Source organism: Methanothrix soehngenii GP6, from assembly GCF_000204415.1.
GTDB classification, from domain to species: Archaea; Halobacteriota; Methanosarcinia; order Methanotrichales; family Methanotrichaceae; genus Methanothrix; species Methanothrix soehngenii.
Map to the genome: position 1 here is coordinate 1196577 of NC_015416.1, position 24907 is coordinate 1221483.

A 24907-nucleotide genomic window follows, 5' to 3' on the forward strand; every position below is an offset into this window, starting at 1 on the left:
TTACACCCACACTCATCCTTCAAGAGTTCAGGTGACCGATATTGCAATTGCTCCTAATTCACTCGGATTTCATTGAGTTCGAGGCCAAGAGGCCCACGAAGCTGGCAGAAGAGGTCGAAGATTCGGCCAAGAAAGGCCGCCTCGATGAGGCGCTATGCGCTTTCATCGCCGTGGAGAAGTTCGACGAGGACGATACCGATGCTGTGATCGCCGAGGGCGCAAAGCAGGTAGCAGATGTGGCCGGCCAGGTCAAGGCCCACCGCATTATGATCTATCCCTATGCCCACTTGAGCTCCAGCCTCTCCACCCCGGCCACGGCAGTCAAGATACTCAAGGGAATGGCAGATGTCCTCTCCCAGAACTATGAGGTCATGCGTGCCCCCTTCGGCTGGTACAAAGCCTTCACCATCAGCTGCAAGGGCCATCCGCTCTCCGAGCTCTCCCGATCCATAAGGCTGGGCGAGGGTGAGGTGGTATCCGAGGCCCTTAAGTCTGAGGCCAAAGCGGTATCCTACTGGAGGGTCTTAGATCTGGATGGAAAGCTGGTGGACGCAGACAAGTTCAATTTCGAGGGGCACACTAACCTGCAGAAGTTCGCCAACTACGAGATCTCCAAAGCGAGAGCAGTGGACAAGGTCCCGCCCCATGTGGAGCTGATGAGACGGCTGGAGCTGGTGGACTACGAGCCTGGCTCCGACTCGGGCAACATGCGCTACTACCCCAAAGGCAGGCTGGTCAAGTCCCTCCTGGAGACCCTGGTACTGGAGAAGGCGGCGGACATGGGCGCCATGGAGGTGGAGACCCCCATCATGTACGATATGGAGCATCCCACTCTGAAAAAGTATCTGGACCGCTTTCCCGCCCGGCAGTATCAGATCGACTCGGACAAGAGAAAGCTTTTCCTCCGTTTCGCCGCCTGTTTCGGCCAGTTCTTGATGGGCCATGACATGTCCATATCCTACAAGTCCCTGCCCCTGAAGATGATAGAGATGACCAGATACAGCTTCCGGCGCGAGCAGCGGGGGGAGCTGGTGGGCATCCGCCGCCTGCGGGCTTTCACCATGCCCGATATGCACACCATGAGCCGGGATATGCATTCCGCCATCGAGGAGTTCAGGAAGCAGTATCTCGCCAGCATCAGCGTCCTGAAGGAGGTGGGCCTGGAGGTTGAAGACTATGAGGTGGCCATCAGGTTCACTCGGGACTTTTATAAGGAGAATCAGGAGTTCATTGCTGGATTGGTGGATATCATCAAAAAGCCGGTCTTAATCGAGATGTGGGATGAGAGGTTCTTCTATTTCGTCCTCAAGTTCGAGTTCAACTTCGTGGATACCATGGACAAGGCCAGCGCCCTCTCCACCGTCCAGATCGATGTGGAGAATGCCGAGCGCTACGATATCAACTATATCGATGAGTCTGGTGCGAGAAGGCGGCCCATACTCTTGCATTGCTCTCCTTCCGGAGCGATAGAGAGGGTTATGTACGCCATACTGGAGAAGGCGGCCCGACTATCTCTTCAGGGCAAGCTGCCCATGCTCGAGACCTGGCTGTCTCCAACCCAGGTGAGAATCATACCGGTGGCTGAGCGCCACCAGGAGAGGGCTCTTGCCCTGGCCGGGATTCTCGGCTTCCGCACAGATATTGACGACAGGGACGAGACCGTGGGCAAGAAGATCCGCGATGCTGGAAGGGAATGGGTGCCATATGTGGCAGTGATCGGGGACGAGGAGCTCCAGTCCGGTCGGCTGGCCGTCACCATTCGCAGCGAATCCACCCCCAAGTCGCCGGCAAAGAAGAGCATGACTGTGGATGAGCTCAAAGAGAGGCTCACTGGAGAGACAAAAGGAAAGCCCTGGCGCAGACTGCCTATGGCCATGAGGCTCTCGGAGAGGCCCAGGTTCATCTGAAGGATTCAAGAGCGAGAGCAAAGAGCACAGCCCTCCAGGTAAAAGGGCAGGATGGATCAGAAGAGTATGGTCCATCCCTCTTTTGCAAATATAACTTCATATCGCTTCGCTCCTCGGCGAGAAGTCAGAAAGAGGTTGAAGAGAAGCATGGGGAAGAGGATTTTTAGCAGGGAAATTCATGCGTCTTCGGTTAAGACCACAATCCCTCCCTGAATCGTTCTCTATTGACATGCGGATCAAGTGCCTCACTTGAACACACATTTAAGACTGTAGAGAAATCATGCTCTATTCCAAGGTAATCCAATATCGCAGACAATAGATGCGAGGAATTTTGGACAAAGATGTTACTCCATCTCAATTGAGTAAAGCGAACCATTTTGGCACCGGGATTTAGTTTTCGCACTATCGAATACAATTTTCTGCTGACAAGAAGCGTCAAAATTGAGACCCAGATTAAGGCCTCAATCGCGTATGGGCTCTTTGTTGTTATCTGATCTAGCGCATATCTGCTCTTCAATTCTTTGAAGATGAGTTCGACTTCCCATCTCCCAGAATAAACCGCTGCAACCTCTGAAGCATTTAATATATCTGATGAAATATTAGTTAGATAAAAGTGATGTTCTTCTGCTTCGGTATTATAAATGGCGACTAATCTAAATATCTTATTATCTTTTTTGCTCTCGCCGCGATAGGATCTTCGGTCAAATGATACTTCCACATTTACATCAAAAATATCATCGGATTTTTCTAGTTTAATATCTTTCAAATGTTTCCCGTTTAGATCAACGCCACGGGTATTGCGTACCTGATTTGTTCCTACTATTAAGGGATTTGCATTGCTCTTGAGGCGAGAGACAAAGGATCCGCCGTTTTCAACTATCCTGCTGAACAGTTGATATTTGTAAAATCCTAGATCTATTAATAATATTATATCTTTTACCCAGGGACCTATTTTTAAGGTCTTTACATCGTTGGTATTCTCAGGCAGTATCGAAATGCTTTTTGGACTATTGGCTATGGCACTTGTTAAAAATGCCACTTTTACTCCTGCAGCCACTTTTCGGGAACGAGTGGCTGGCCACTTATCAGCAAGGCTTTTATGAAGCCGAATAATAGTGCTATCTTGAATCATTACATCCCGAAAGCTAGCTAGACGGTCACCCAAAATCCTACTGGGTTCTTCAGAAATGTGCTCTATGCCGTGAATCACACATTCTCTGAGAAATTTTACCAGTTCTGGAGTGAAACGATCATGCCAACTGCTGTCTGAAATTGATACTTTCCCTCTGACTTCGTAAACGCGTTTCAACTCCACTATAGTTCGATACAACTGTGAGCCATAGCCGATAGCGAGAGTCCAAAACATTATCACTGGATCAATCTTTCTTTCTCTTTCGATCAATCCGCTCTCTCTTGCTTTATCTCGAATCCACTTGGATTCAAACATCCTGGTTAGTTCTTGCTCGACTATATCTTTCTCAATTTGTGATACTCCTTTTCGCATGCTAATCCCTTGGATTGAATATAGTATCACATATTCCATATAAATCTTATTAGATGAACTATTCCAGAAGATAAATTAATGTGCATTTATAACGATTGTGCTAGGAATGATCTGCTAACCGAAGACGCATGCAGGGAAATTGATCTTCAGCCGGTGGGCTCCGCCTGGGGGTGATTGTCAATCCCCGGTCCCCCGGGGATGTAGAACTTCCCTCCCAGATCGCTGTAATAGTTCCCCTGGCTTCCATTGTCCCAGCGATTGTTCTCCCCCCGGTCATAGGCATTGCAGCCGTTATTGATGAGATGATTGGCATATACCAGATCCCAGCGGGAGGAGAAGGTCAGGTAAATGCCATACCCATTATCCTGGGCGGTGTTGCCCAAAATGGTGTTATTGCTGGCATGATTTGCCAGATAGAGCCCTTTCCCATTCTGGGAGAGATAATTCTCCTCAAGGATGTTGTCATTGCTGTCATAAGAGAGATAAATTCCCTTGCTGTTGTCCACGGCCCGGTTTCCCAGGAGGTGGTTGTTCCGGGAGCAGTCCAGGTATATGCCGGCATCGATATTGTTGCTGGCATTGTTGTATGCAATCCGGTTTCCGTTGCTGGATTCAGACAGAGAAATGCCATACCAATCATTCTCGATGACGGTATTGTTTATGATCGAATTGTTGCTGGCAGAGCGAAGCGAGATGGAGGTGTCGCCATTATTTCTCAGCTGATTATCCTGGATGACATTACCTGAGGAGTAGATGAGAAATATGCCGCAGTCGCTCTCCTCATTTATGTAGTTGTCCCGGATATCGCAATTTTGTATCCGATTTTCTTTTGAGCTGTAGAGGGTTATGCCGTTGGTGTTGTTGTTTATGCTGTTATTGGCAATGATGTTGGAATGGGCCCCTTCCAGGCGAATGCCGTCCAGACAACCGGAGATGCTGTTGTTCTCTATGATATTCCCTCCAGAGAGGACATGGACCCCAGTTCGTCGAGTAGTTCTGATCTCAAAGCCGGATACCTTTGCCCCATCCGCATTGATGGTTAATGCGTTGCCAATGGCGCTTCCGTCCAGCAGAGGCCGTCCCCTGCCCTCCAGGACAATCGGCCGAGTTATATTCAGGCTCTCTCGATAGACCCCTTCCCGGACGATTATAGTGTCTCCGGAATCCGCCCGGTTTATGGCCCCCTGGAGGCTCTCTCCCTGGCGGACGATATGAGTTGTCCCACCGGCTATTGATGCCAAAAGGATGATAGCGACTGCCAGCATAGCTGGATGCACTCGACTCTCCCTCATTGCCTTCCCCTCATAGCTTCTTGTATCCCTATTGGATTTAAATACTACGATGGTCTTTCTTGTCTTAAGACTTATCTCTGGTATAATTCTCGCACAGGACAGTTGAAGCTTAAAGCTTGCCTTTAGAGGATTTTAGGTGCCTATCGCCCAAATGGTTTCAGATCATAAGTGCGCAATGGCCTTCTTGCTGGCTCCTCAATACCGAATCGTCCTTAATGCAGAACTGGGAGTAATTCCGGCTGATTCCCTGCCCCTCGGATGCACCTGCGCAGCCGTCAGGCCAGGTTACGGAAAAATACGTTTCTCAAAAGCGAGGGGCTATCGATTGTCAAAGATCTATCACAGTTGCCAGGCCCAGAGAACGTTATGAATTTCCCTTCTTGAGGATCTTTGCCTGAATTGGTCTTAGGGTCTATCTGATGCCGATCTTGGCTTTTATCGCCTGGATATCGCTCTCTATCCTCGCCCTCCAGCCGGCATCGAAGGTCATCTCCCGGTGCAAGCCCCTGATCTCGTCGATGATCACATCTTGCTTCTCTGCGATCTCCGGAATGGGACGGGTATTCTCCGCGATCTCCGGGATGAGTCGGGTATTCTCCGCGATCTCTGGGATGAGTCGGGTATTCTCCGCGATCTCTGGGATGAGTCGGGTATTCTCCGCGATCTCTGGGATGAGATTCGTATTCGTTTTAACCTCCCGGAGATCTTCCCTCATCTCCTGGAGTATAGGGACAGCCTTGTTTATCTGCACAAATGTCCCCAGGGTGGCCGACTGCCATAAAGGTTGTATCTCTTCATCGTAGGGCTCTGACCTTATATCGTCAATCCTGGCTAAAGGCGGGAGTTCGGCCTTGGCAAACTCGAAGAACTGGGTGGCACGTCTTTTGTCGCTATCCACCAGGGCCACGACTGACTGCAGATCGCCCTCTGCGTCGTTGTAGACCTCAAAGCCCCTGAGGGCCAGATCAACAGCCTTCTCTGTGAGCCAGGGCCGGTATCCGACGTCGTGGACCTTAGGGCCTGTGATTGTGATCTTGAGCTTCATCTGGAATGAAAGATTGTCCTCTTTTGTATTATAATTTCTGCTCCTTCCCATCAGGCCGGACTGTGAAGAGCCCATCATGAGCGCGGTGCACGGCATCGTTGATGTCGATCTGGATCTGCAGCACTGCGTTGCTGTCAAAGCTGCGGGAGACGAGGGCTTGGCATATACACTTGTCTTTATCTGCCAGCCATCTTCCTGCCAGCGGAAGCGGTCGTCCGCCTATACGCCCATCCACAGATTGCGGCTGGAGAGGTGGTTCTCCAGGCCTACGCGGGATTTAGGAATAAGCATCTTCTCTGCAAAATACTCCAAACTCTCAGGCTCATCCTGATCGATTGTGTTAGATGCACATACTACGTAGCTAACTTTTATGGATATTTGAATAACTTACTTGCAGATGTGAAATCAGTCCTGATACCTCTTGCGTCACCCTGTGTTCCGTACAGGAATGGAATGATAATTAAATCCCATTAAACTGCTTAAGCCAATTAAAATTGATAACTAAACCTGCCTTCGAAGGGTATATGTTGCCCCAAGGCCTTTCCATAAGCTGACATGATAAAGCAACCCTCTTTCCTGCCCATATCTATACAGGAGGCAAAAAACCTCGGCATCGAGCAGTTCGATATCATCCTCGTCAGCGGAGATGCCTATGTGGACCATCCCTCCTTCGGGTCGGGACTTTTGGGCCGGGTCCTCTGGGATGCGGGCTACGCCGTGGGAATTGTCGCCCAGCCCGATTGGAAAAAAGATGAGGACCTCCTCCGGCTGGGCCGGCCCCGCCTTTTCTTTGGCATAACCTCCGGCAACGTGGACTCCATGGTCAACAACTTCACCCCCAACCTCAAGCGCCGCCGCCGGGATGTCTACTCCCCTGGCGGCCGCCTGCTCCGGCCGGACCGGGCGGCGATCATCTATGCCAACCGGGTTCATTCCCTCTTTCCCAATGTTCCTGTCGTCCTGGGAGGAATCGAGGCCAGCCTGCGCCGGTTCGCTCATTACGACTACTGGTCGGACTCTGTCCGCCAGTCCATCCTGGCGGACGCCCCCGCCGACCTTCTGGTCTATGGCATGGGGGAGAAGCCCATCCTGGAGGTGGCCCGGCGCCTGAATGCCGGGGAAGAGATCGCCCAGATCGGAGATGTCCCCGGAACCGCGGTTAAAGAGGAGGTGCGGCGCTGGCGAGAGGCTGGGCGTCAGGACGCTGTTATCATCCCCGGCTTCGCAGAGGTCAAGGGGGATAAGAGAAAGTACGCCCAAGCCTTTGCCGCCCACTATAAGGAGCAGGACCCCTATCACGCCCGGGCGGTGGTCCAGCCCCATCCCAAGACGGTGGTCATCCAGAATCCGCCCGCTCTTCCCCTCAGTACGGCAGAACTCGACCAAATCTACGAACTTCCCTATAGCCGAAAGGCCCATCCCTCCTATCGGGAGCCCATTCCTGCATTAGAGCCGGTCCGCTTCTCCATCACCAGCCACCGGGGTTGCTTTGGATCCTGCTCATTTTGCGCCCTCACCCATCACCAGGGAAGGATTGTGCAGAGCAGAAGCATAAGCTCCATCGTCCGGGAAGCAGAGAGGCTGGCCCAGATGCCCGGATTCAAGGGGATCATTCAGGATGTGGGCGGTCCCACTGCCAATATGTACGGCCTGGTCTGCCCCCGCTGGAAGCAGGGGGCATGTCCGGACAGGCTCTGCAGCGCGGACTGCCCCACCCTAGAGAAAGACCACTCCCTCCAGGTGGAGCTGTTGCGCCGGCTTCGGGCCATTCCCGGGGTGAGGAGGGTCTTTGTCGGCTCGGGGATTAGGCATGATTTGGTGATGGCGGACCGGTCGGGCTATCTGGAGGACCTCTGCCGGCACCATGTCTCCGGCCACCTGAAGATCGCCCCGGAGCATATCTCCAGAACGGTTACGGAGTGCATGCATAAGCCTCCCCGCCAGGTTCTGGACGACTTCAGGGAGAGGTTTCGCGCGGCTTCGCAGGCGGCGGGAAGGGAGCAGTATATTCTCCCCTATCTCATGTCAGGCCATCCTGGCTGCACCATTGCCGATATGGTCGAGCTGGCGGAGTATTTGCGCGATAACAGCATGTACACCGAGCAGGTGCAGGACTTCACCCCCACACCCATGACCATCTCTACTGCCATGTATTACACCGGCCTGGATCCCTTCACCCTCCAGCCGGTTCACATTCCCCGGGGGGAGGAGAAGAGGATCCAAAGAGCTATGCTGCAGTACAGAGATCCAGGGAATTACGATCTTGTCCGGGAGGGGCTGGAGAGGATAGGAAGGAAAGACCTCATAGGAGAGGGAGAGAAATGCCTCATTCCGTCCCGATATAGAGGAGCAAAGCATTAAAACCAGTCTCGAACAGAATCCTGGATCAATCTCATTTCTCCTCTAAGATCTCCAATATCCTTCTCTGAGTCTCCTCGGGGGTGCCGGTGGTGTTCACCTCAATCACCCTTGAGTGGAGAAAGAGCGTCCGGAAAAAGCGGCTGCGCCGATTGGCCTTGAATTCGTTATGCACTAGAAGATGAGGATTATAGTAGCCATTCTCCTCCAGAATAGCCAGAGCCTGATCCCCCTCCAAGGGGAGTACGATCTCCTCCTGTTCAGGGTCTCGCTTGAGTAAGATCACCTTCTCAATGGTTGTCAGGGGCATTATGCGCCCCTTTCCTATGGCCTGGCGGAGGTCCACCACTGCTCGCCCCTTGGAATCAAAGGACGCCTTATCAACCAGACCGGCAAACTCCTTCCAGATCTCAGCCAGATCAGCCCGGATATAGAAGTTCTTCTCTGAGCCATATGCTAAGACATCATCACCGAATATCCTTCCGAAGAACCAGTCGTCAGAGACCACTCGCATCCGCGGGTTGCGCAGCAGGCCGTAGGTATGGGTGGTCTTGCCCGCACCCGATCCACCTAATATGCATATCCCCTGACCCCTCATATCCAGGCAGGCTCCATGAACAGAATAGATGTTGTGATAATCCTCCAGGATATCTCCCGCCACGCTCAGGGCCAGGGACTTGACCCAGCCGTAATAGTCCATGTTGATCAGAAATGCCGTTCTGGATTGGGGGTTGTACAGGACCTGATTCTCTCCCACATCCTGATCCCTGATCACATAAAGCCGGCCGTGGGAGCGAATGCTCTGCGATGCCGAATAGAAGCTCTCCTCCCAGGCGTCCTTGATCGATGGGATGCCGGTCAAAAGCTTGATGCAGCATCCATATATCTCCGATTTTATCTCATAGAGCACCTGGCTGGTGTATCGATCAACCAGCTCCTCCTTCATCTCCATGGATATGTGAATAACATCGTATGCCATCTGCAACCCTCTCGAATTCATGCCATTTCCGATATGCTATAGATCGATGCGCTTCATGAGCTTCAGCCGGCCGTCAAGCTCATAGAGGATGGGGGAAGCGGTATGAACCTCCAGCTCTTCGATATTCTGGTCGGAGATCTCCTCAATATGCTTAACAAGGGCACGGATGGTGTTGCCATGGGAGACCACAAGAACGCCTCTCCCTTTTTTCAGATCGGCTGCGATCTGGCCCTGCCAGAGGGGCAGAAGACGCTCTTGTACATCCTTCAGGGATTCTGATGAAGGGGCAGGGAAACGATGGAGAAATCCTTTGCGCCATCTTCGCACCTGCTCAGCGCCATACAGTTCTTCCGCCTCATCCAGGCTCCGACCCTCAAAATCCCCATAGGCGCGTTCGTTTAGCCTCCAGCTCTTGATGACGGGAATCCGCGTCAGGTCCATCTCACCCAGGACTATCCACATGGTCCTGACGGCCCGCTTCAAAAGGGATGTATAGGCAACATCAATCGTTATGCCCGCTCCCTTCATGATCCGCCCGGCATCGCGGGCCTCCTCGATTCCCTGGAAAGAGAGATCGATGTCTGTCCAGCCGGTGAACCTTCTCTCCCGGTTCCAGAGGCTCTGGCCGTGCCTGAGCAATACCAGCCTTGACAACGCAATAACCTAGCCTTGCTGCTTTATCCAGAGGCTTTTAATGGATATTTCTGGCGGTCTTGGAGAAGGGCCGAGCGGGGAATGGTGCATGAGATTGCAGCAGCAGATCTCTAGACCCCTATCTTTTTATCCCATCTCCCCATCAACTCCGTGCTATGACGAAAGAAGTCCATGCCGCACATATCCTGTGCAAAACGGAGAAGAAGGCATTAGAGGTCAAAGAGTTGCTGGCATCCGGCCAGGAGAGCTTTGCTCAGATGGCCCGCAAATATTCCCAGTGCCCTTCCGGCAAGAGTGGCGGAGACTTGGGCTGGTTTGGCAAGGGCAGGATGGTCCCGGAGTTTGAAAAGGCCGCCTTCGAAGGGGAGAAAGGAAAGATCATCGGGCCGGTCAAATCTCAGTTTGGCTATCACCTCATCCGGGTCCTGGACAAGAAATAATGATGGCTCCTCGCTATTTAGAATGGGTGAACTTGAATCGCAAAAACTCTGTATCTTTTGTGCCTTCTGTGGTGAAACGCTATGCTCTGACCCAAACATAGAGACACAGAGGAACAAAAGGCCATATTCTCTGACTTAACTCACCCACATAATTCAGCGAAGAGCCATAATGATTGATCTCGCCGGAACTGCAGGGCTAAAGCAGCCGGTGCCGGCAAGAATGGATTGGTCCGGGAGAACATATCCATTCAGTGCATCTTTTTTTGGATGGCCACTGCAAGCATATCCTATTTTGAAGATGCCAATTGGCAGAAATATTTATGAACAGAGAGGCCAAAAAAGATTTGGGATGTCAATTGCCTCAGCCATCAGTGCCTGGCCTCTATGAAGCGCTGCTAAGCAAAGAGCAGTATGATATCAGCGCGCCGATAGAGATAGCTCCCAATTATCCCGGAGACAGTCCCTTCTCCAGGCAGTGGATGGCGGGACTTGGGAAGGGATCCAACTATAGCCTCTCTGTTCTCTCTTTGGGCTCCCATACGGGAACTCATATTGACTTCCCCTCTCATATACTGAGGGACGGCTTCCCTCTGGACAGCTATCCACCGGAAAGGTTCATCACTCCTGCCTGGGTGATCGCCGTCCGGGAAATCGATGCCGTCCCCGCCCAGGCGCTGCAGGATGTCAATATCCAGAGAGGTGAGGCCATCCTTTTTAAGACCAGCAATTCCTTCCAGGGGTTGATGCATAACCCCACATTCCAGGATGAATACGTCTCCCTCTCTCCCCCTGCAGCAGAGTTATGCGTCAGTCTGGGAGCCAGCCTGGTGGGAATCGACTATATCTCAGTGGATCGATATGAGGATGAATCCCTCCCCGTTCACAATATCCTGCTGAAAAACGACGTTCTAATCCTGGAGGGGATCGATCTTATTGCCGTTTCCCCTGGCAGATACTGGCTGATCTGCCTTCCCCTGAAGATAAAAGATGCTGAGGCCGCTCCCGTCCGGGCGGTCCTGGTGGGGCGATCTCATGAATCCTGAGAGGATGTTTCAGTCCACCCTGGAGATACTGGAGGATGGGATATGCATCTGCGATCCATCCGGGGAGATACTCTATTCGAACCCTGCTGCAGAGAGGATGGCAAGATCTCTGGAAGAGCTGAATTGTGGCAAGGGCGGGGTCTTGAAGGACCTGTGCTCAGGCATCCTAAAGACCGCGAAGAGCGCTGATGGCCCGATCCATCGAGGAGATGTCGATCTCCAGAGAAGGAGAATTGAGTACTCCATTGCTACTATGCAGGGGAAGGGCTATGAAGGCAGATCCATAATCACATTTAGAGAAGCGCATCCCTCTTCTGGGCAGGTGCATGATAATAATCCTCCCTCTGAAAATGCAATTTTTTGGATAGAGCATCAAGGCCGAAATGACGATCTGCGCGAGAGAGATAGGATCATGGCAGGAGCTGCCCTGGCTACAAACCAGCTCCTGATCTCTCGGGAGATGGATGTTGCCCTTAATCTGTCCCTGGAGATACTGGGCTGCTCGGCCAATGTGGACAGGGCCTGCATATTTGAGCATTATCTGGACGAGGAGGGAAGAGATCAGATCTCGCTTGGGTATGAATGGATATCCGGCAATGATGGAGATGCACGCTCGGCCAAGATTCGCCATCCAGATCTGAGCTACGAGGCATACAGCTCCATTCCCCAATGGTTCCAGATCCTCTCCGGAGGAATGCCCATCTGGGGAAGAACCCGCGACCTGCCCCCGTCGGCGAGGGGACCGCTGGAGACGATGGGGGTGAGATCATTCATGATCGTCCCCATATTCACTACCGACCGATTCTGGGGTTTCATCGGTTTCGAGGACTATAGGCTGGAGAGGGATTGGAGCTGGAGTGTGGCTTTCATACTGATGACCATGGCCAGCGCCATAGGAGGATTCATCGGCCGATTCAAAGCGGAATCCGCCCTCAGGGAGAGCGAGGAGAAGTACAGGGAGCTGGTGGAGACCTCAAGCAGCGTCATCATCCGAGTGGATACCAGCGGAGCTATCAGGTTCATCAACAAGTTCGGCCTGCATTTCTTCGGCTACAATGAGGAGGATATCCTGGGACGGAATGTAACCGAGACCATCTTTCCACCAGGAGGCATAGGTTGCAACCTCAAGGCGATAATCGGGCATATAAGGGAGAATCCAGAAGAATGCTCCACTCATATAGCGGAGAACATAAGATCCAATGGAGAGCTGGTCTGGATTGCCTGGGCCCACCGGCTAGTCCAAAACGAGCGGGGAGAGGTTGTAGAGGTTCTGTGCATCGGCAACGACATAACTGAAAAAAAGCGCTCTTCCGAGGAGCTCAAGCGGGTGGCAGCCGACCTGCGGGAAACCAGGGATTATCTGGATAATCTCCTCAGCCATGCCAACGCCCCCATCATCGTCTGGGACCCCAACTTCTGCATCACCAGGTTCAACCATGCCTTCGAGAGGCTGACAGGCTGGCGGGCGGATGAGGTCTTGGGTCGATCGCTGGGAATCCTCTTTCCCGATGAGAGCCGGACGGAGTCTTTCGCTTATATCGAGAGGACCCTCTCCGGGGAAAGCTGGAACGCAGTGGAGATCCCCATATGCCACCAGAATGGAGAGGTAAGAACCGTCCTTTGGAACTCGGCCAATATATATGATGAGGCCGGGAGGCGTGTCATTGCCACCATTGCTCAGGGCCAGGATATCACCGAGAGGAAGATGGCAGAGGAAAGGGTGGCATTTCAGGCCTCATTGCTCGACCAGGTCAGAAATGCTGTTATTGCTACTGATTTCGATGGCAGGATCATATACTGGAACCGGTTTGCCGAATCGCTCTACCAGTGGAAGGCGGAGGAGGTGCTGGGCGCGTCCATTAAAGATACCATCCTTCCTCCGGAGATGAAATATAACGTGGAGATGGTGACGAAAGAGATCCTGGCCAAAGGCTACCTGGAATGCGAGTACCTGGTTAAAAGAAAGGATGGCAGCCGGTTCCCTGCTTCGTATATCTTCAGCACGATATGCGATAATAGGCAAAGGCGGATAGGAATAATCTCTGTGAGCACCGACCTCACTGAGCGAAAGAAGGTGGAGCAGGACCTGCGCGATGCCAAAGAAAGGGCGGAATCGGCGACGAAGGCCAAGTCAGAGTTCCTGGCCAATATGAGCCATGAGATCCGGACCCCTATGAATGCGGTGATAGGCTTCACCAGCCTGCTTCTCAATACCAACATCGACTCTGTGCAGAGGGACTACATTGAGACCATCCACAGCAGTGGTGACTCTCTGCTTAAGGTTATTAGCGATATCCTGGACTTCTCCAAGATCGAGGGAGGGATGATGGAGCTGGAGAAGGAGCGCATTGACCTCATTGAATGCCTGGAGACCTCATTGAACCTGGTGGCAGAGGACGCTTCTCGCAAGGGCCTCTCCGTTAGCTATGAAGTCGAGCCGCAGGTTCCCAGATATCTGATGGGCGACATGACCAGGCTCAGACAGATACTGGTCAATCTCCTGGGAAATGCCGTTAAGTTCACCGATAAGGGTTTCGTCCGGTTGGATGTATCCGCTCTTCCAGTCGAGGACGGCCATGAGATCCAGTTCCGGGTGACGGACTCAGGGATCGGCATATCCCAGGACCGAATGAGCCGGCTGTTCCAGTCCTTCAGCCAGGTAGACGCCTCCACCACCCGCAAGTATGGAGGCACGGGACTGGGACTTGCCATCTGCAAGCATCTGGCTGAGCTGATGGGAGGTGGAATCTGGGCGGAGAGCGTTCCTGGAGAGGGCTCAAGCTTCTATTTCACCATCCAGGCCGAGGCCTCCATCGAGCCTTATCCGAAGCTCCATGGGGATCGGCCTGACCTGACCCTCGATCTGTCCGATCAAGAGATCCAAAAAGGCCTGCGAATACTGCTTGCCGAGGACAATTTGGTCAATCAGAAGGTCGCTATAAGAATGCTGGAGCGGCTGGGATATACGGCTGATATCGCTGCTGATGGCCAGGAGGTTCTGGCAGCACTTGAGAGCAGGCCTTATGATGTGGTGCTGATGGATGTGCAGATGCCGGAGATGGACGGCCTGGAGGCCACGAGGAGCATACGCAGCACCGCATGCCATCAGCCCTACATCATCGCCATGACCGCTCATGCCATGAAAGGGGATCGAGAGGTGTGTCTCGATGCGGGGATGAATGACTACATAGCCAAACCGGTGAGAATTGAGGAGCTGAAAGCGGCTCTTATGCATAGCAGAATGCCGGTTTTCAATGGCTGAGCCCCCTGACTGGTTCAATATGCTACAGAATTATAATTCAGCTGCTCATCTCTGCTCTGAAGCCATCAGGGCGAAGTAGGCCAGGAGAGCCTCGAGCTGAATTCTCTCGTTTGCTCCTTCAGTCATGCGAAAATCGATCTCTCCGATACGGTCGATGAGCTTTACCCGATCCCTGTCTGCGATATCATCCAGGTCCAGCATAGCCCGGTGGATTTGGATCACCACATCCTGGCCGGAGAGCCCTTTGGATAGCAGGAGATCATCCAGTATTGCGCGCGCTCCCACAAAATCTCCAGATATTGCGGTCTTGATGAAGCTCTTGATCTCCTCCGGTTTGGCGGTGGATGTGATCTGGTAGATCGTCTCCTCGTCCACCTCGTCGCCCAAGAGAGCTGCCGCCTGCAGGGCGTTGATTGCCTTTCTCATGTCTCCGCCGGCGACATACTCTATAGCGGACAGACCTCCATCTGAAACCCGCAGTCCCTCCTCACTGGCAATGAACTTGATCCTCTTGGTCACCGCTTCAGGAGAGAGGGGCTTGAAGCGGTAAACCGCACAGCGGGACTGAATGGGCTCGATGATCTTGGAGGAGTAGTTGCAGGAGAGTATGAACCTGGTGGTAGCGGAGTATCTCTCCATAGTCCGGCGCAGAGCGCTCTGGGCATCGTTGGTCAGGGCATCGGCCTCATCCAGAAATATAACCTTGAAATCCGCCTCTCCCAGGGGCGCCATCCGGGCGAAGTCCTTGACTTTGTGGCGGATGATATCTATGCCCCGCTCATCGCTGGCATTCAATTCGATGAAGTTGTTCCTCCAGGTCTCGCCGAAGATCTCTTTGACAATGGAGATGGATGCAGCGGTCTTGCCCACCCCTGGCGGCCCGGAGAATAGAAGATGGGGCAGGTTTCGCGTCTTCACATAGGACTTCAGACGGCGGACAATCTCGTCCTGGCCCACAATATCGTCCAGCCTCTCCGGCCGGTACTTCTCTATCCAGATCTCCTCTTTGATATACAACCCCTCAATTATTGGTTTTGGCTATCTGTATATCAATATTCCTCCCTAAATCTCCTCTCTATAATGGGACAACGAAGGCTAAATATAGAGGTGCTACATGCATGCAAATCGTTTTTCGGAGGATTGCAAGTGATCTCTGAGGTGGCTGGACAGTATAATGCGCAAGATCTTGAGAATGAAGTCAGATCGCTGTGGGAGCGAGCGGATAGCTACCGCAAAGTTCGGGAATTGAGATTGGGCGGCAAGAAGTTCTTCTTTGTGGATGGGCCGCCCTATACCACAGGCCGCATTCATCTGGGAACCGCCTGGAACAAGGTGATCAAGGACGCCGTGCTCCGCTACCGGTCTATGAACGGCTTTGAGGTCAAGGACCGGGCGGGCTGGGATATGCACGGCCTGCCCATTGAGGTTAAGGTAGAGGAGTCCTTCGGCTTCCGCAACAAAAAGGATATCGAGGCTTATGGGGTGGACAAGTTCATCCAGAGATGCAAAGAGTTCGCCCTCCGCCAGAAAGATGACATGACAGCCCAGTTCAAGATTCTAGGGGCCTGGATGGACTGGGACGACCCCTACATGACGCTGAAGAACGAGTATCTGGAGGCTGCCTGGTGGACGCTGAAGAAGGCGCACGAGCATAACCTTCTTGAAAGGGGCTCAAGGGTGGTCAACTGGTGCCCCCGCTGCCAGACGGCCATCGCTGACTCCGAGGTGGAATACTGGGATGAGACCGACTACTCGATCTACGTCAAGTTCCCGGTGATCGGGGAGGAGAACACCTACATAGTGATCTGGACCACCACCCCCTGGACCATTCCCGCCAATGTGGCGGTGGCAGTCAATCCCTCCTTCCAGTACTCTCGGGTCAGGGCCTGGAAGGATGGCAAATCCGAGATCCTGATCATGGCCTCAGAATTGGTCGATTCAGTCCTCAGGACGGGCCGCTACCAGGACTACGAGCTTTTGCAGGGCCTTTCAGCCAAGGATATGCAGAAACTGAAGTACGAGCATCCTCTGCTCGATCTGGTGCCCAGACAGAAGGAGATAGAGCATGGCGTTTATGCCGCAGACTTCGTCACCGCTGAGAACACAGGATGCGTTCACATCGCTCCCGGGCACGGCCTTGAGGATTATGAGCTCGGGCTGGACCACCATCTGGAGATATTCTGCCCGGTAGGCGGGGACGGACGGTACACTGCCGAGGCGGGAGAGAAGTACCTGGGCCAGTATGTCAAGGAGGCGGACAGCAACGTCATCGCAGATCTCGAAGAGAGGGATAAGCTGCTGGCTCAGGGGAGGCTCGCCCACCGCTATGGCCACTGCTGGCGCTGCAAGACCCCCATAATATTCATCGCCACCAGCCAGTGGTTCCTCCGGATATCCGATCTTCGAGATAAGATGCTCGATGAGATCTCCCGGGTGAAATGGTATCCGGAGTGGGCGGGCTCGGCGAGGTTTGCCGACTGGATAAGCAATGCCAGAGACTGGTGCATCTCCAGGCAGAGGTACTGGGGCATTCCCCTGCCCATCTGGACCTGTCCTGACTGCGGCCATATGGAAGTTATAGGAACCGCCTCGGAGCTGGAGGAGAGGTCAGGCAAAAAGATAGCTGATCTGCACCGGCCGGATGTGGATGCTATTGTCTTGGACTGTCCCTGCGGGGGGAAGATGTTGCGCTCACCAGATGTCTTCGATGTATGGTTTGACAGCGCAGTGGCCTCCTGGGCCACCCTCCGTTTCCCCAGCCACGAGGAGGAGTTTGGCGAATGGTGGCCGGCGGATTTCATCACCGAGGGGCACGACCAGACACGCGGCTGGTTTTACTCCCAGCTGGGGGCTTCAATGGTATCATTTGGCAGGGCGCCCTACAAGAGCGTTCTCATGCATGGCTTCACCTTAGATGACCAGGGTCGGAAGATGTCTAAGAGCATTGGGAACATCGTCCAGCCGGAGGAGGTGGTGGAGCGGTTCGGTGCCGATATTCTGCGTTTCTATGTCCTGGGAGCCAATGCCCCCTGGGAGGATCTGCACTTCTCCTGGGAGGCGGTGGAGAACACCAGCCGGATGATCAATATCTTCTGGAATGCCTATCGCTTTGCCCTGCCTTATATGGTTCTGGACGATTTCGACTTGAAACGGGCGGATCTGGACCTTTACAAGAGCAGCCTGCGTCCCGAGGATCGCTGGATCCTCTCCCGGGTAAACAGCCTGGCGGAAGAGATCACCGCGGAGATGGAGGGCTATCAGCTTCACCGCATCGTCCGCTCCATATCCGACTTCATCTTAGAGGACCTGAGTCGCTGGTACATCCAGCTGGTCCGGCCCCGCACCTGGATTGAGCAGGATGATCCGGATAAGCTTGCTGCATATGCTACCATCTATGAGGTGCTGACGAAGCTGGCTAGGCTTATGGCTCCGTTCACCCCCTTCATCGCCGAGTCCATCTACCAGAACCTTGTGCGGGGTCTGGACGAGAATGCCAGGCCTTCAGTTCATATGTGCGACTGGCTAGAGGGCGATAAGGGACTGATAGACGTACGCCTGGAGGAGAGCATGGATCTGGTGAGGGAGGTGTCTATGGCCGCCTCCAATGCCCGGCAGAAGGGCGGGAGAAAGCTACGCTGGCCGGTTTCTGAGATTGTAATCGCCCCCTCCAAAGAGGCTTTGGACCTGGGGGGCCTGGAGGATGTCCTCCGGGGGCAGACCAACTCCAAAAAGATTACTGTGCTCTCTCCAGGAGAGAAGCCCAGGATGGATCTGGAGATGGCTCCCGTTCATAAGAAGATCGGGCCAGTGTACAAGGGAGAGGCCAAGCTGGTGGTAGAGGCCATAGCAGCCGCTGAGCCCTTTGGGGTTAAAGCCGATCTGGACGGCAGCGGCCAGGCGACCTTAAGGCATCAGGGCCGGGAGTTTGCGATCACCTCAGAGATGGTGCAATTCCGGGAGCTTCCTCCGAAGAACCTGCCGGCCGCGGAGTTCTCCCGGGGATTTGTATATGTGGACATTGCCCTCACCCCGGAGCTTGAGGCAGAGGCCTATGCCCGGGAGATCATCCGGCGCATTCAGGATATGAGAAAGGAGCTGGATCTGAGAGTAGAGGATCAGATCCGAGCGGTGGTGGATATCGAGAGCAAGACCATACTCGATCTGGTTGTTTCAGGGAAAGAGCACATCGCGGGAGAGGTTAGGGCGGCAGAACTGGAGATGGGTCTGGGACTGCAGATACGGGGCTCTTTGATTAAGGACTGGGATGTCGAGGGCGTATGCATGCACATAGGCATAGACAGGGCGTGATGGATATTGATCGTCGGAGTTTTATAAGATGAACGATCATGAGGATCTCATGGAAACGCCAGTCCCGGTCAGGGTCAAAGGGGTTTACATAGCGGAATCGGATGAGAGCAATCCCGCGCCAGTGGTTTTGCTGGAGGATGAGAAGGGACGGATAGTGCCCATATTCGTGGGGCTGTCCGAGGCCATCTCCATCCATCATGCCCTGTCTGGAGAGCTGGCCCCCAGGCCTATGACTCACGATCTGTTCATCTCCACCCTGGAGAGCCTGTCCGCCAGCATCACCAATGCGCTGATCGACGACCTGGACGGGGGAATCTACTATGCACGGCTGACCATCAAGAGCGACTCTAAAAAAAATGAGATAGATGCCCGGCCCAGCGACTGCCTGGCCCTGGCCTTACGGGCAAAGGCATCGATCGAGGTTCGGGAGAGGGTGGTGGCGGATGCGAGCATCAGCAAAAGCGATGCTGAGAAGCTGATTAGCATCGAGAACTATTTGCAGTAAACTACTCCGGCCTAAAGACCGGAGCTTTCAGTAGCCCTGAAAGGACAGCCTTGATGCTTGGAAGTCCTTCCGAGCCTCCAGGCCGGTCTACATAGCGGCCCAAGAAAGCTATATTCTTAGCACCATTGAAATCAGCATCGCCAGACCAACCACACACAGGACACTTGAAGCTCTTGCCATTCCTGATTCCATGCTCACCGCACTGATGGCACGTCTGGCTGGAGTATGCGGGGTCCACCAGAACCAGAGGAACACCCGCCGCGAGAGCCTTATAGCTAAGGAACTCCTTAAGCTGGTATAAGGCCCAACCACTGACTTTTCGTCTATGGTTTTTTCCTGCTTTCTGGTTGACGCCTTCTCTAATTCCGGTTAGATCTTCCAGAGCAATTTTGGCAGGAATCTCCTGGGCTCTGGTCACAATGGCTTTGCTGATTTCGTGGTTGATCTGCCGTTGGTAACGCGCTTCTTTGCCTGATAGTCGTTGCTGAAGCTCTCGGCATCTTCGCCTTGAACTCCTTGTACCTTTCACGGCTTTCTGTTGAAGAACAGCACGCATAGACGCATAATGATTCTTGATTAGCTTGATAGTCTTTCCGCCAAACTTCTGGCCTTCGGAGGTCACAGCTATATCAGTTATACCAAGATCGACACCTAGAACTGTATCAACATGTATCTGCTCCGGTGCTTCGCTTTTAACCTGGATGCTGATATAGTATTCAGATCCTTTCTTACAAAGCGTTGCGCTTGTCGGTTTAGAATCCTTGAGTCTGGTTCTCTGATAGTCGCCTAGAACCAACTTGATTCGTTGTCTCGATCTAAGAAGAGTCACGCTGACTTCTTCGTCTTTCTCTCTTAAAGCAAAGATCCTAGTATCATAATCTATACTGGTTGGTTCAAAGTTCTTAACTGATGAATGATCCTTCATGGCAGTCTTACGGTTAGATGCAACGCGATTGATAGCCCTGATTGCCAGATTGGCAGAAAGACCAAACTTAGCTCGAACATCTTGGTATACAATGCCCTGAATACGGACCTTATTTCTGAGCTTAGCAGGCGTATTCTGGTTTATCCAATTGCAGGCATCCGCAAAGGCTTTCAGAGTATCCTCCATCTCTTCGGCCTGGGAGTCTGTTGGACTTAACTTGCATTGGACGGTTAACACCTGCTCAGTCATCAGTAGGCAGTATATTCACTAAGTGATATAAAGGTTTTGGTGGGCTACTTGCGGCTTTCCTCCCCGCCCTGAAGAGCGGGGCTTCCAGCCTGTGTTTATGTGAGTGCCATTGAATTCATACTAAAATAAATATAAACAAAACCCCAAAAAAAAAATTTCAGCCCGCTAACGGGCCGAAGGGTATGTAGAAGATCCACACGAAGTAGACCAGCATCAGTACTAATCCCACAGGCACTCCCAGGCGAGCCCACTCCTTTGATGTTATTCCCAGCTTGTTCGCGGCGATGATATTGGGTATGTTTCCTGGAACCAGCATGCCCCCAGCGATCAATAGCCCCATCAGCGCCGCGGTGATCTGACCTATGGTCAGGCTGGGAGCAATCTCCGCCGCAGTCAATGTGGCGTTATCAAGGATCGCCGATAACATGTTCACCCAATAGAGAACCTCGGACGGTATGGCTGTGAAGTACTTATCGATGATGATCTTCATGCCGGCGCCTAATAGGAGGAGGGCCATCACGAATACGTAAACCTTGGCAGCCCTCGCGCCCACATCTCTCAGAGTCTCAGTGTCCTCCACCATTGTAACGCACTCCTGCTTGGTCGCCTTACCGGTGAATAATACGCCCAGCACTCCCAGGGCCAGAACCCCCGGAATTACGTATAAAGCCAGCTTCTCGAAGAGGAAGAAGAATCCGGCGTTATATGGTGGCCCCTGCAGCTTGGATATGGCAATGGTTGAGAGCGGCTCGCCCAGCGGTGTGAGCACAGCTCCCAGTCCTATGGCGAAACAGGTGATGATCACCAGGTTGATCTTGTCCTTGCGCTCCAGAGGCATGCAATTGACCAGCTCCACCAGCAGAAGGGCAGCGATGATAGCGGTGATGACGCTGGACACTAATCCCAGGCCGACGATCATCACAAAGGCGACTGCTTTAATGGATACATTATCCAGGACATAGCTCATTGCGCTCTGAGCTCGGCTACGGCCGTAGTGGAAGGCCATCCCTGCCACCAGCACCGCAGGCACGATGCCCTTTACCACCGGCTCCATAACCGCCTCTTCCACCAGCCTCATCTCCCAGACGCCGGCTATGGTGACGGAGAGCACTCCCATCACAAATAAGAATGCCTCGAGGTTATGCTCGATCTTCTTCACGGTAAAGGGTCCAATCAGCACTGCCAGGGCTACCAATCCCAAACCAATATCGACCGCTGTTATGCCATAGCCCAGATTGACCGTTGCAGTCTGGAGCATCGAGATTCTGCTTGCTGCGGCGGCAGACGCTATGGCCACAGCCAGACTCGCCGCAGCCGATAGGAGCATATAAAATCCATTGTCAGCTTGGGTAGAATGCGATCTCAAGTGCCTGGTTATGGCCACGAATGACACGGCCCAGGTCGCAACTATTGCCACGGCCAAAGCGATGTTAGTCGTTGTCATCAAACCAATGGTGGAAGGAGAGTTCAGCATCTTCAATATCTCGCTTCCGGCTGCGGCAGACGCTATCGCTACAGCCAGACTCGTCGCAGTGGAGAAGAGTATATAAAAACCATTGTCAGCTTGAGTGGAATGCGATTTCAAGTGCCTGGTTATGGCTACAAAGGATATGCCCCAGATTAATACCACCGCTATTGCCAAAATGATATCTGCCGTTGTCACCAAACGCATGCCGGTGGGAGCAGTCTGTACCATTAACAGCTTACTTCCGGCTGCAACTGCTATTGCCACTGCGAGACTTGCAAATATGGAGAAGAGCATGTAAAACCCATTGTCGTCATGGGTGGCGTGCGATCTAAGGTATTTATTGATCGCCGCGAAAGATAAGCCCCAGCTCGTCAATGCTGCAATCGAGGCTATTATGCTTGCGGTTTCTATGCCTGCATACATCTTCGTTCACCTTTGATTTTTTAATTCTCCCGTCCATTCTCCTCAGATGTTGACTCCAAACGCTACACCAGTGAAACGGCGGCGACGCACCCCGCTGCAAGCAGACGGGGCATCCGAGGCGTCGCCGCATAAAGATAGTACTACTCGGATCTGATCAAATCCCTAAGTTGGACACGGATGCCCTTTATCCCCGATGCAAGCATCGGGGTATTGCGGCAAAAAAATAATAAGAAGGAGGGCTCCTGCAAACATGCATACCCTTGCACTCCAAATTGCTATTCTTTTATGAGCGGACGCTCTTCCATGAGCCTGCTTCCTTATCGAGTTCATATTCTCCTCGGCGAAGAACATAGATATCAAGCCAAGGGCCAATATGCTCAGGAATATGTACAGGCTTTGCAGTTCCGGCGGCAAGAAGCCTGCTGAAGGAAGCTCACCTTGCATTCTTGTAATAGCTATTGCCGAGGATGATCCATCTACCAGAGCCAGAGCGGCTCCTAGAGAAATGGAAAGACATCCCAATATGGTAATTTTTGCCCTCGTCTTCCGCATGAGTGGCAGATGATTCACTGCTTCCACTAGCATAAAGAATGAGAGTATTGGTGTAATAATAGCAGCCAATAGTCCCAGCACAATGACAATCTCCAGGAAGATCACTTTCATTGTGATCCTATCTAAGAGGATGGCGTTTATGTTGTGCAAGAAGTCGGGCCTGATATAGTGTGCTATCAATCCAGCCAGCAATACAGTTAGCACTATGCCGACTACTAATGGTTCTTGGATCGCTTCTTCAACTATGCCTATATGCCAGGATCTTGAGATAGCAACGGCGCATATGCTCATTAGTAATAAGAACATCTCAAGGTTTTGTTCAATCCTTTTGATCAATAGAGGACCCAAGAGCACGGCCAAAAATATGGGAATCAACCCTATTTCGACTCCTGCATACATTTTCGTTCACCTTTCTAATCCATAATTCATATTTCTGATTCTTTTCCAGAAGTTGACTCAGTACGCCGCCTTAACTATTGAAAACAGAGGTGATGCAAGCATCACCTCTAAAGGGCAAACTCAATGTGGAAAGGTATGTAGAATACCCACACATAGTAGACCAGCATCATCACCAGTCCCAGGGGGACGCCAAGCTTTGCCCAATCTTTACTGCTGATGTTCAGCTTCTGGGCGGATATGATGTTGGGGATGTTTCCTGGGATCAGCATACCACCGGCGATGAGAAGCCCCATGAGAACCGCCTGAATCTGGGTTATCTCCATGGCTGGGCTGAGTTCAGCTGCAGTCATAGTAGCGTTGTCCAATATGGCCGAGATCGAGTTCACCCAGTAAAGGATCTGAGGCGGCACAGTCAAAAGATACTTGTCGATCGCGATCTTCATGCCGCCACCCAGGAGCAACAGGGCTGCCACGAAGAGATAAACCTTGGCGCCTCTTATGACCACATCTCTGAGAGTCTCCGTCTCCTCAGCGGCGACGTGGCAGGCCTCTTGGCTCTTCTTGCCCGTGAAGGCCACGGCCAATGCGCCCATGGCCAGTACGCCGGGGATGATATAGATGGCAAGTTGATTGAAGAGGAAGAAGAATCCGGCATTATAGGGCGCTCCCTGCAGCTTTGTAACGGCGATGGTGGACAGTGGCTCGCCTACCGGAGTAAGGACTGCACCCAGGCCGATAGAGAAGCAGGCGATGATGACCAGATTGATCTTGGTCTGGCGGTCGATGGGCATACAGTTTACAAGCTCTACCAGCAGCAGGGCAGAGATTATGGCCGTGATGACGCTGGATGCCAGTCCCAGGATGACTACCATTAGGAACACGACGAGCTTGATGGAGACTTTGTCCAGGATAGCGGCCATGGCGTTCTGAGCGTAAGAGCGGCCATAGTGGAAGAGCAGACCGGCAACCAGAACCGCAGGCACGATGCCCTTTACCACTGGCTCCATAGCAGCTTCCATTATCAGCTTCATGTTCCAGCCGACTTCGGCTATCTGTTCATGATTGTAGCCTATGGCCTCCAGAACTGCCCTGCTTTCAAAACCGGCTATCGTAACCGCCAATACACCCATAACAAATAGGAATGCCTCCAAATTGTGCTCGATCTTCTTAACCATAAAGGGTCCTACCAGCACAACCAGAACTATGGCAAACAACCCAATATCTACCAGTGTAGGTGAAACCACCTTAATACCTCCAAATCACAATTCATTCTCAAATCTTTCCGATTTCTATTAATCGAGAATTCATATTTACCCATATTTAACATTTTTGGGGCACAAATACCAATGTTTGCAAATTATTATTCATGATATTATTAATGAAAATAGGCTCATCCTTTCTAGAAAAGCTCAATTATTATTGGCTATTATTGGCGCCTCGATTCGCATAAATCGATGGCATAAAGCCTATTAAAATATATAACGAAAATTAGTGCTAATTTTATTAACTAATGTTAACGATTTTTTGAGTTTATAAACAATTTTACAAATAATCATAATAATTAACCATTAACTGGATCTATTCGTTTTTTTCT

The 24907-nt window shown here is 52.4% G+C and carries 18 protein-coding genes; 8 read left to right on the forward strand and 10 right to left on the reverse strand.

Annotated features, from left to right (window positions below; all coding sequences use genetic code 11):
* The first annotated feature begins 41 nt into the window (after nucleotides 1-41).
* Complete coding sequence (locus MCON_RS05970; protein ID WP_013719114.1) at nucleotides 42-1907, forward strand: threonine--tRNA ligase; 1866 nt, start codon at nucleotides 42-44, stop codon at nucleotides 1905-1907.
* Nucleotides 1908-2097: 190 nt separating this feature from the next.
* Here the strand turns inward: MCON_RS05970 and MCON_RS05975 are convergent, their stop codons facing one another.
* The 3 genes from MCON_RS05975 to MCON_RS05985 all read right to left on the reverse strand — a co-directional run bounded on the left by MCON_RS05975 (nucleotide 2098) and on the right by MCON_RS05985 (nucleotide 5748).
* Nucleotides 2098-3411, reverse strand: a complete 1314-nt coding sequence (locus tag MCON_RS05975; RefSeq protein ID WP_083804753.1) for an IS4 family transposase — start codon at nucleotides 3409-3411, stop codon at nucleotides 2098-2100.
* Between the two features lie 146 nt (nucleotides 3412-3557).
* Nucleotides 3558-4703 carry a right-handed parallel beta-helix repeat-containing protein gene (locus MCON_RS05980; RefSeq protein ID WP_013719115.1) on the reverse strand — a complete coding sequence of 382 codons (1146 nt, stop codon included), beginning with the start codon at nucleotides 4701-4703 and terminating at the stop codon, nucleotides 3558-3560.
* A gap of 412 nt (nucleotides 4704-5115) precedes the next feature.
* Nucleotides 5116-5748, reverse strand: coding sequence for an acylphosphatase (locus tag MCON_RS05985; RefSeq protein ID WP_013719116.1), 633 nt, complete (start codon nucleotides 5746-5748; stop codon nucleotides 5116-5118).
* Between the two features lie 76 nt (nucleotides 5749-5824).
* On the opposite strand from MCON_RS05985, the gene MCON_RS05990 reads away from it, so the two are divergent.
* Nucleotides 5825-6079 (forward strand): hypothetical protein, encoded by a 255-nt coding sequence (locus tag MCON_RS05990; protein WP_048131994.1) that lies wholly within the window; start codon nucleotides 5825-5827, stop codon nucleotides 6077-6079.
* 224 nt (nucleotides 6080-6303) lie between these two features.
* Nucleotides 6304-8109 carry a YgiQ family radical SAM protein gene (locus tag MCON_RS05995; protein ID WP_013719117.1) on the forward strand — a complete coding sequence of 602 codons (1806 nt, stop codon included), beginning with the start codon at nucleotides 6304-6306 and terminating at the stop codon, nucleotides 8107-8109.
* Between the two features lie 31 nt (nucleotides 8110-8140).
* Here the strand turns inward: MCON_RS05995 and MCON_RS06000 are convergent, their stop codons facing one another.
* A complete protein-coding gene (locus MCON_RS06000; protein WP_013719118.1) occupies nucleotides 8141-9085 on the reverse strand; it encodes an HPr kinase/phosphorylase in 945 nt (314 codons plus the stop codon).
* Between the two features lie 36 nt (nucleotides 9086-9121).
* On the reverse strand, nucleotides 9122-9739 hold the full coding sequence (locus MCON_RS06005) for a 2,3-bisphosphoglycerate-dependent phosphoglycerate mutase (protein ID WP_013719119.1): 618 nt from the start codon (nucleotides 9737-9739) through the stop codon (nucleotides 9122-9124).
* Nucleotides 9740-9894: 155 nt separating this feature from the next.
* Here MCON_RS06005 and MCON_RS06010 point away from each other — a divergent pair, with 155 nt between their 5' ends.
* The 3 genes from MCON_RS06010 (at nucleotide 9895) to MCON_RS15130 (ending at nucleotide 14484) form a co-directional block, all read left to right on the forward strand.
* Entirely contained in the window at nucleotides 9895-10179 is a 285-nt protein-coding gene (locus tag MCON_RS06010) for a peptidylprolyl isomerase (protein ID WP_013719120.1), read from the forward strand.
* A gap of 344 nt (nucleotides 10180-10523) precedes the next feature.
* On the forward strand, nucleotides 10524-11222 hold the full coding sequence (locus tag MCON_RS06015) for a cyclase family protein (RefSeq protein ID WP_162145003.1): 699 nt from the start codon (nucleotides 10524-10526) through the stop codon (nucleotides 11220-11222).
* Nucleotides 11167-14484, forward strand: coding sequence for a PAS domain S-box protein (locus tag MCON_RS15130; RefSeq protein WP_083804678.1), 3318 nt, complete (start codon nucleotides 11167-11169; stop codon nucleotides 14482-14484). The genes MCON_RS06015 and MCON_RS15130 overlap by 56 nt, the downstream gene beginning before the upstream one ends.
* Before the next feature lie 45 nt (nucleotides 14485-14529).
* Here MCON_RS15130 and MCON_RS06025 read toward each other — a convergent pair whose 3' ends face one another.
* A complete protein-coding gene (locus MCON_RS06025) occupies nucleotides 14530-15501 on the reverse strand; it encodes a replication factor C small subunit (protein ID WP_013719123.1) in 972 nt (323 codons plus the stop codon).
* Nucleotides 15502-15630: 129 nt separating this feature from the next.
* On the opposite strand from MCON_RS06025, the gene ileS reads away from it, so the two are divergent.
* Both ileS and MCON_RS06035 read left to right on the forward strand, forming a co-directional pair.
* Nucleotides 15631-18792 carry an isoleucine--tRNA ligase gene (gene ileS, locus MCON_RS06030; protein ID WP_013719124.1) on the forward strand — a complete coding sequence of 1054 codons (3162 nt, stop codon included), beginning with the start codon at nucleotides 15631-15633 and terminating at the stop codon, nucleotides 18790-18792.
* Nucleotides 18793-18820: 28 nt separating this feature from the next.
* Nucleotides 18821-19297 carry a bifunctional nuclease family protein gene (locus MCON_RS06035; RefSeq protein WP_013719125.1) on the forward strand — a complete coding sequence of 159 codons (477 nt, stop codon included), beginning with the start codon at nucleotides 18821-18823 and terminating at the stop codon, nucleotides 19295-19297.
* A 1-nt stretch (nucleotide 19298) separates the two neighbouring features.
* On the opposite strand, the gene MCON_RS06040 is transcribed toward MCON_RS06035, so the two are convergent.
* The 4 genes from MCON_RS06040 to MCON_RS06055 all read right to left on the reverse strand — a co-directional run bounded on the left by MCON_RS06040 (nucleotide 19299) and on the right by MCON_RS06055 (nucleotide 24557).
* On the reverse strand, nucleotides 19299-20471 hold the full coding sequence (locus MCON_RS06040) for an RNA-guided endonuclease InsQ/TnpB family protein (RefSeq protein ID WP_013719126.1): 1173 nt from the start codon (nucleotides 20469-20471) through the stop codon (nucleotides 19299-19301).
* A 157-nt stretch (nucleotides 20472-20628) separates the two neighbouring features.
* Nucleotides 20629-21729, reverse strand: a complete 1101-nt coding sequence (locus tag MCON_RS06045) for a DUF1646 family protein (protein WP_013719127.1) — start codon at nucleotides 21727-21729, stop codon at nucleotides 20629-20631.
* A gap of 795 nt (nucleotides 21730-22524) precedes the next feature.
* The gene (locus MCON_RS06050; protein ID WP_013719128.1) at nucleotides 22525-23313 is read right to left on the reverse strand and encodes a DUF1646 family protein; all 789 of its coding nucleotides are present in this window, start codon (nucleotides 23311-23313) and stop codon (nucleotides 22525-22527) included.
* Between the two features lie 107 nt (nucleotides 23314-23420).
* Nucleotides 23421-24557, reverse strand: a complete 1137-nt coding sequence (locus MCON_RS06055) for a DUF1646 family protein (protein WP_048131996.1) — start codon at nucleotides 24555-24557, stop codon at nucleotides 23421-23423.
* Nucleotides 24558-24907: the final 350 nt, after the last annotated feature.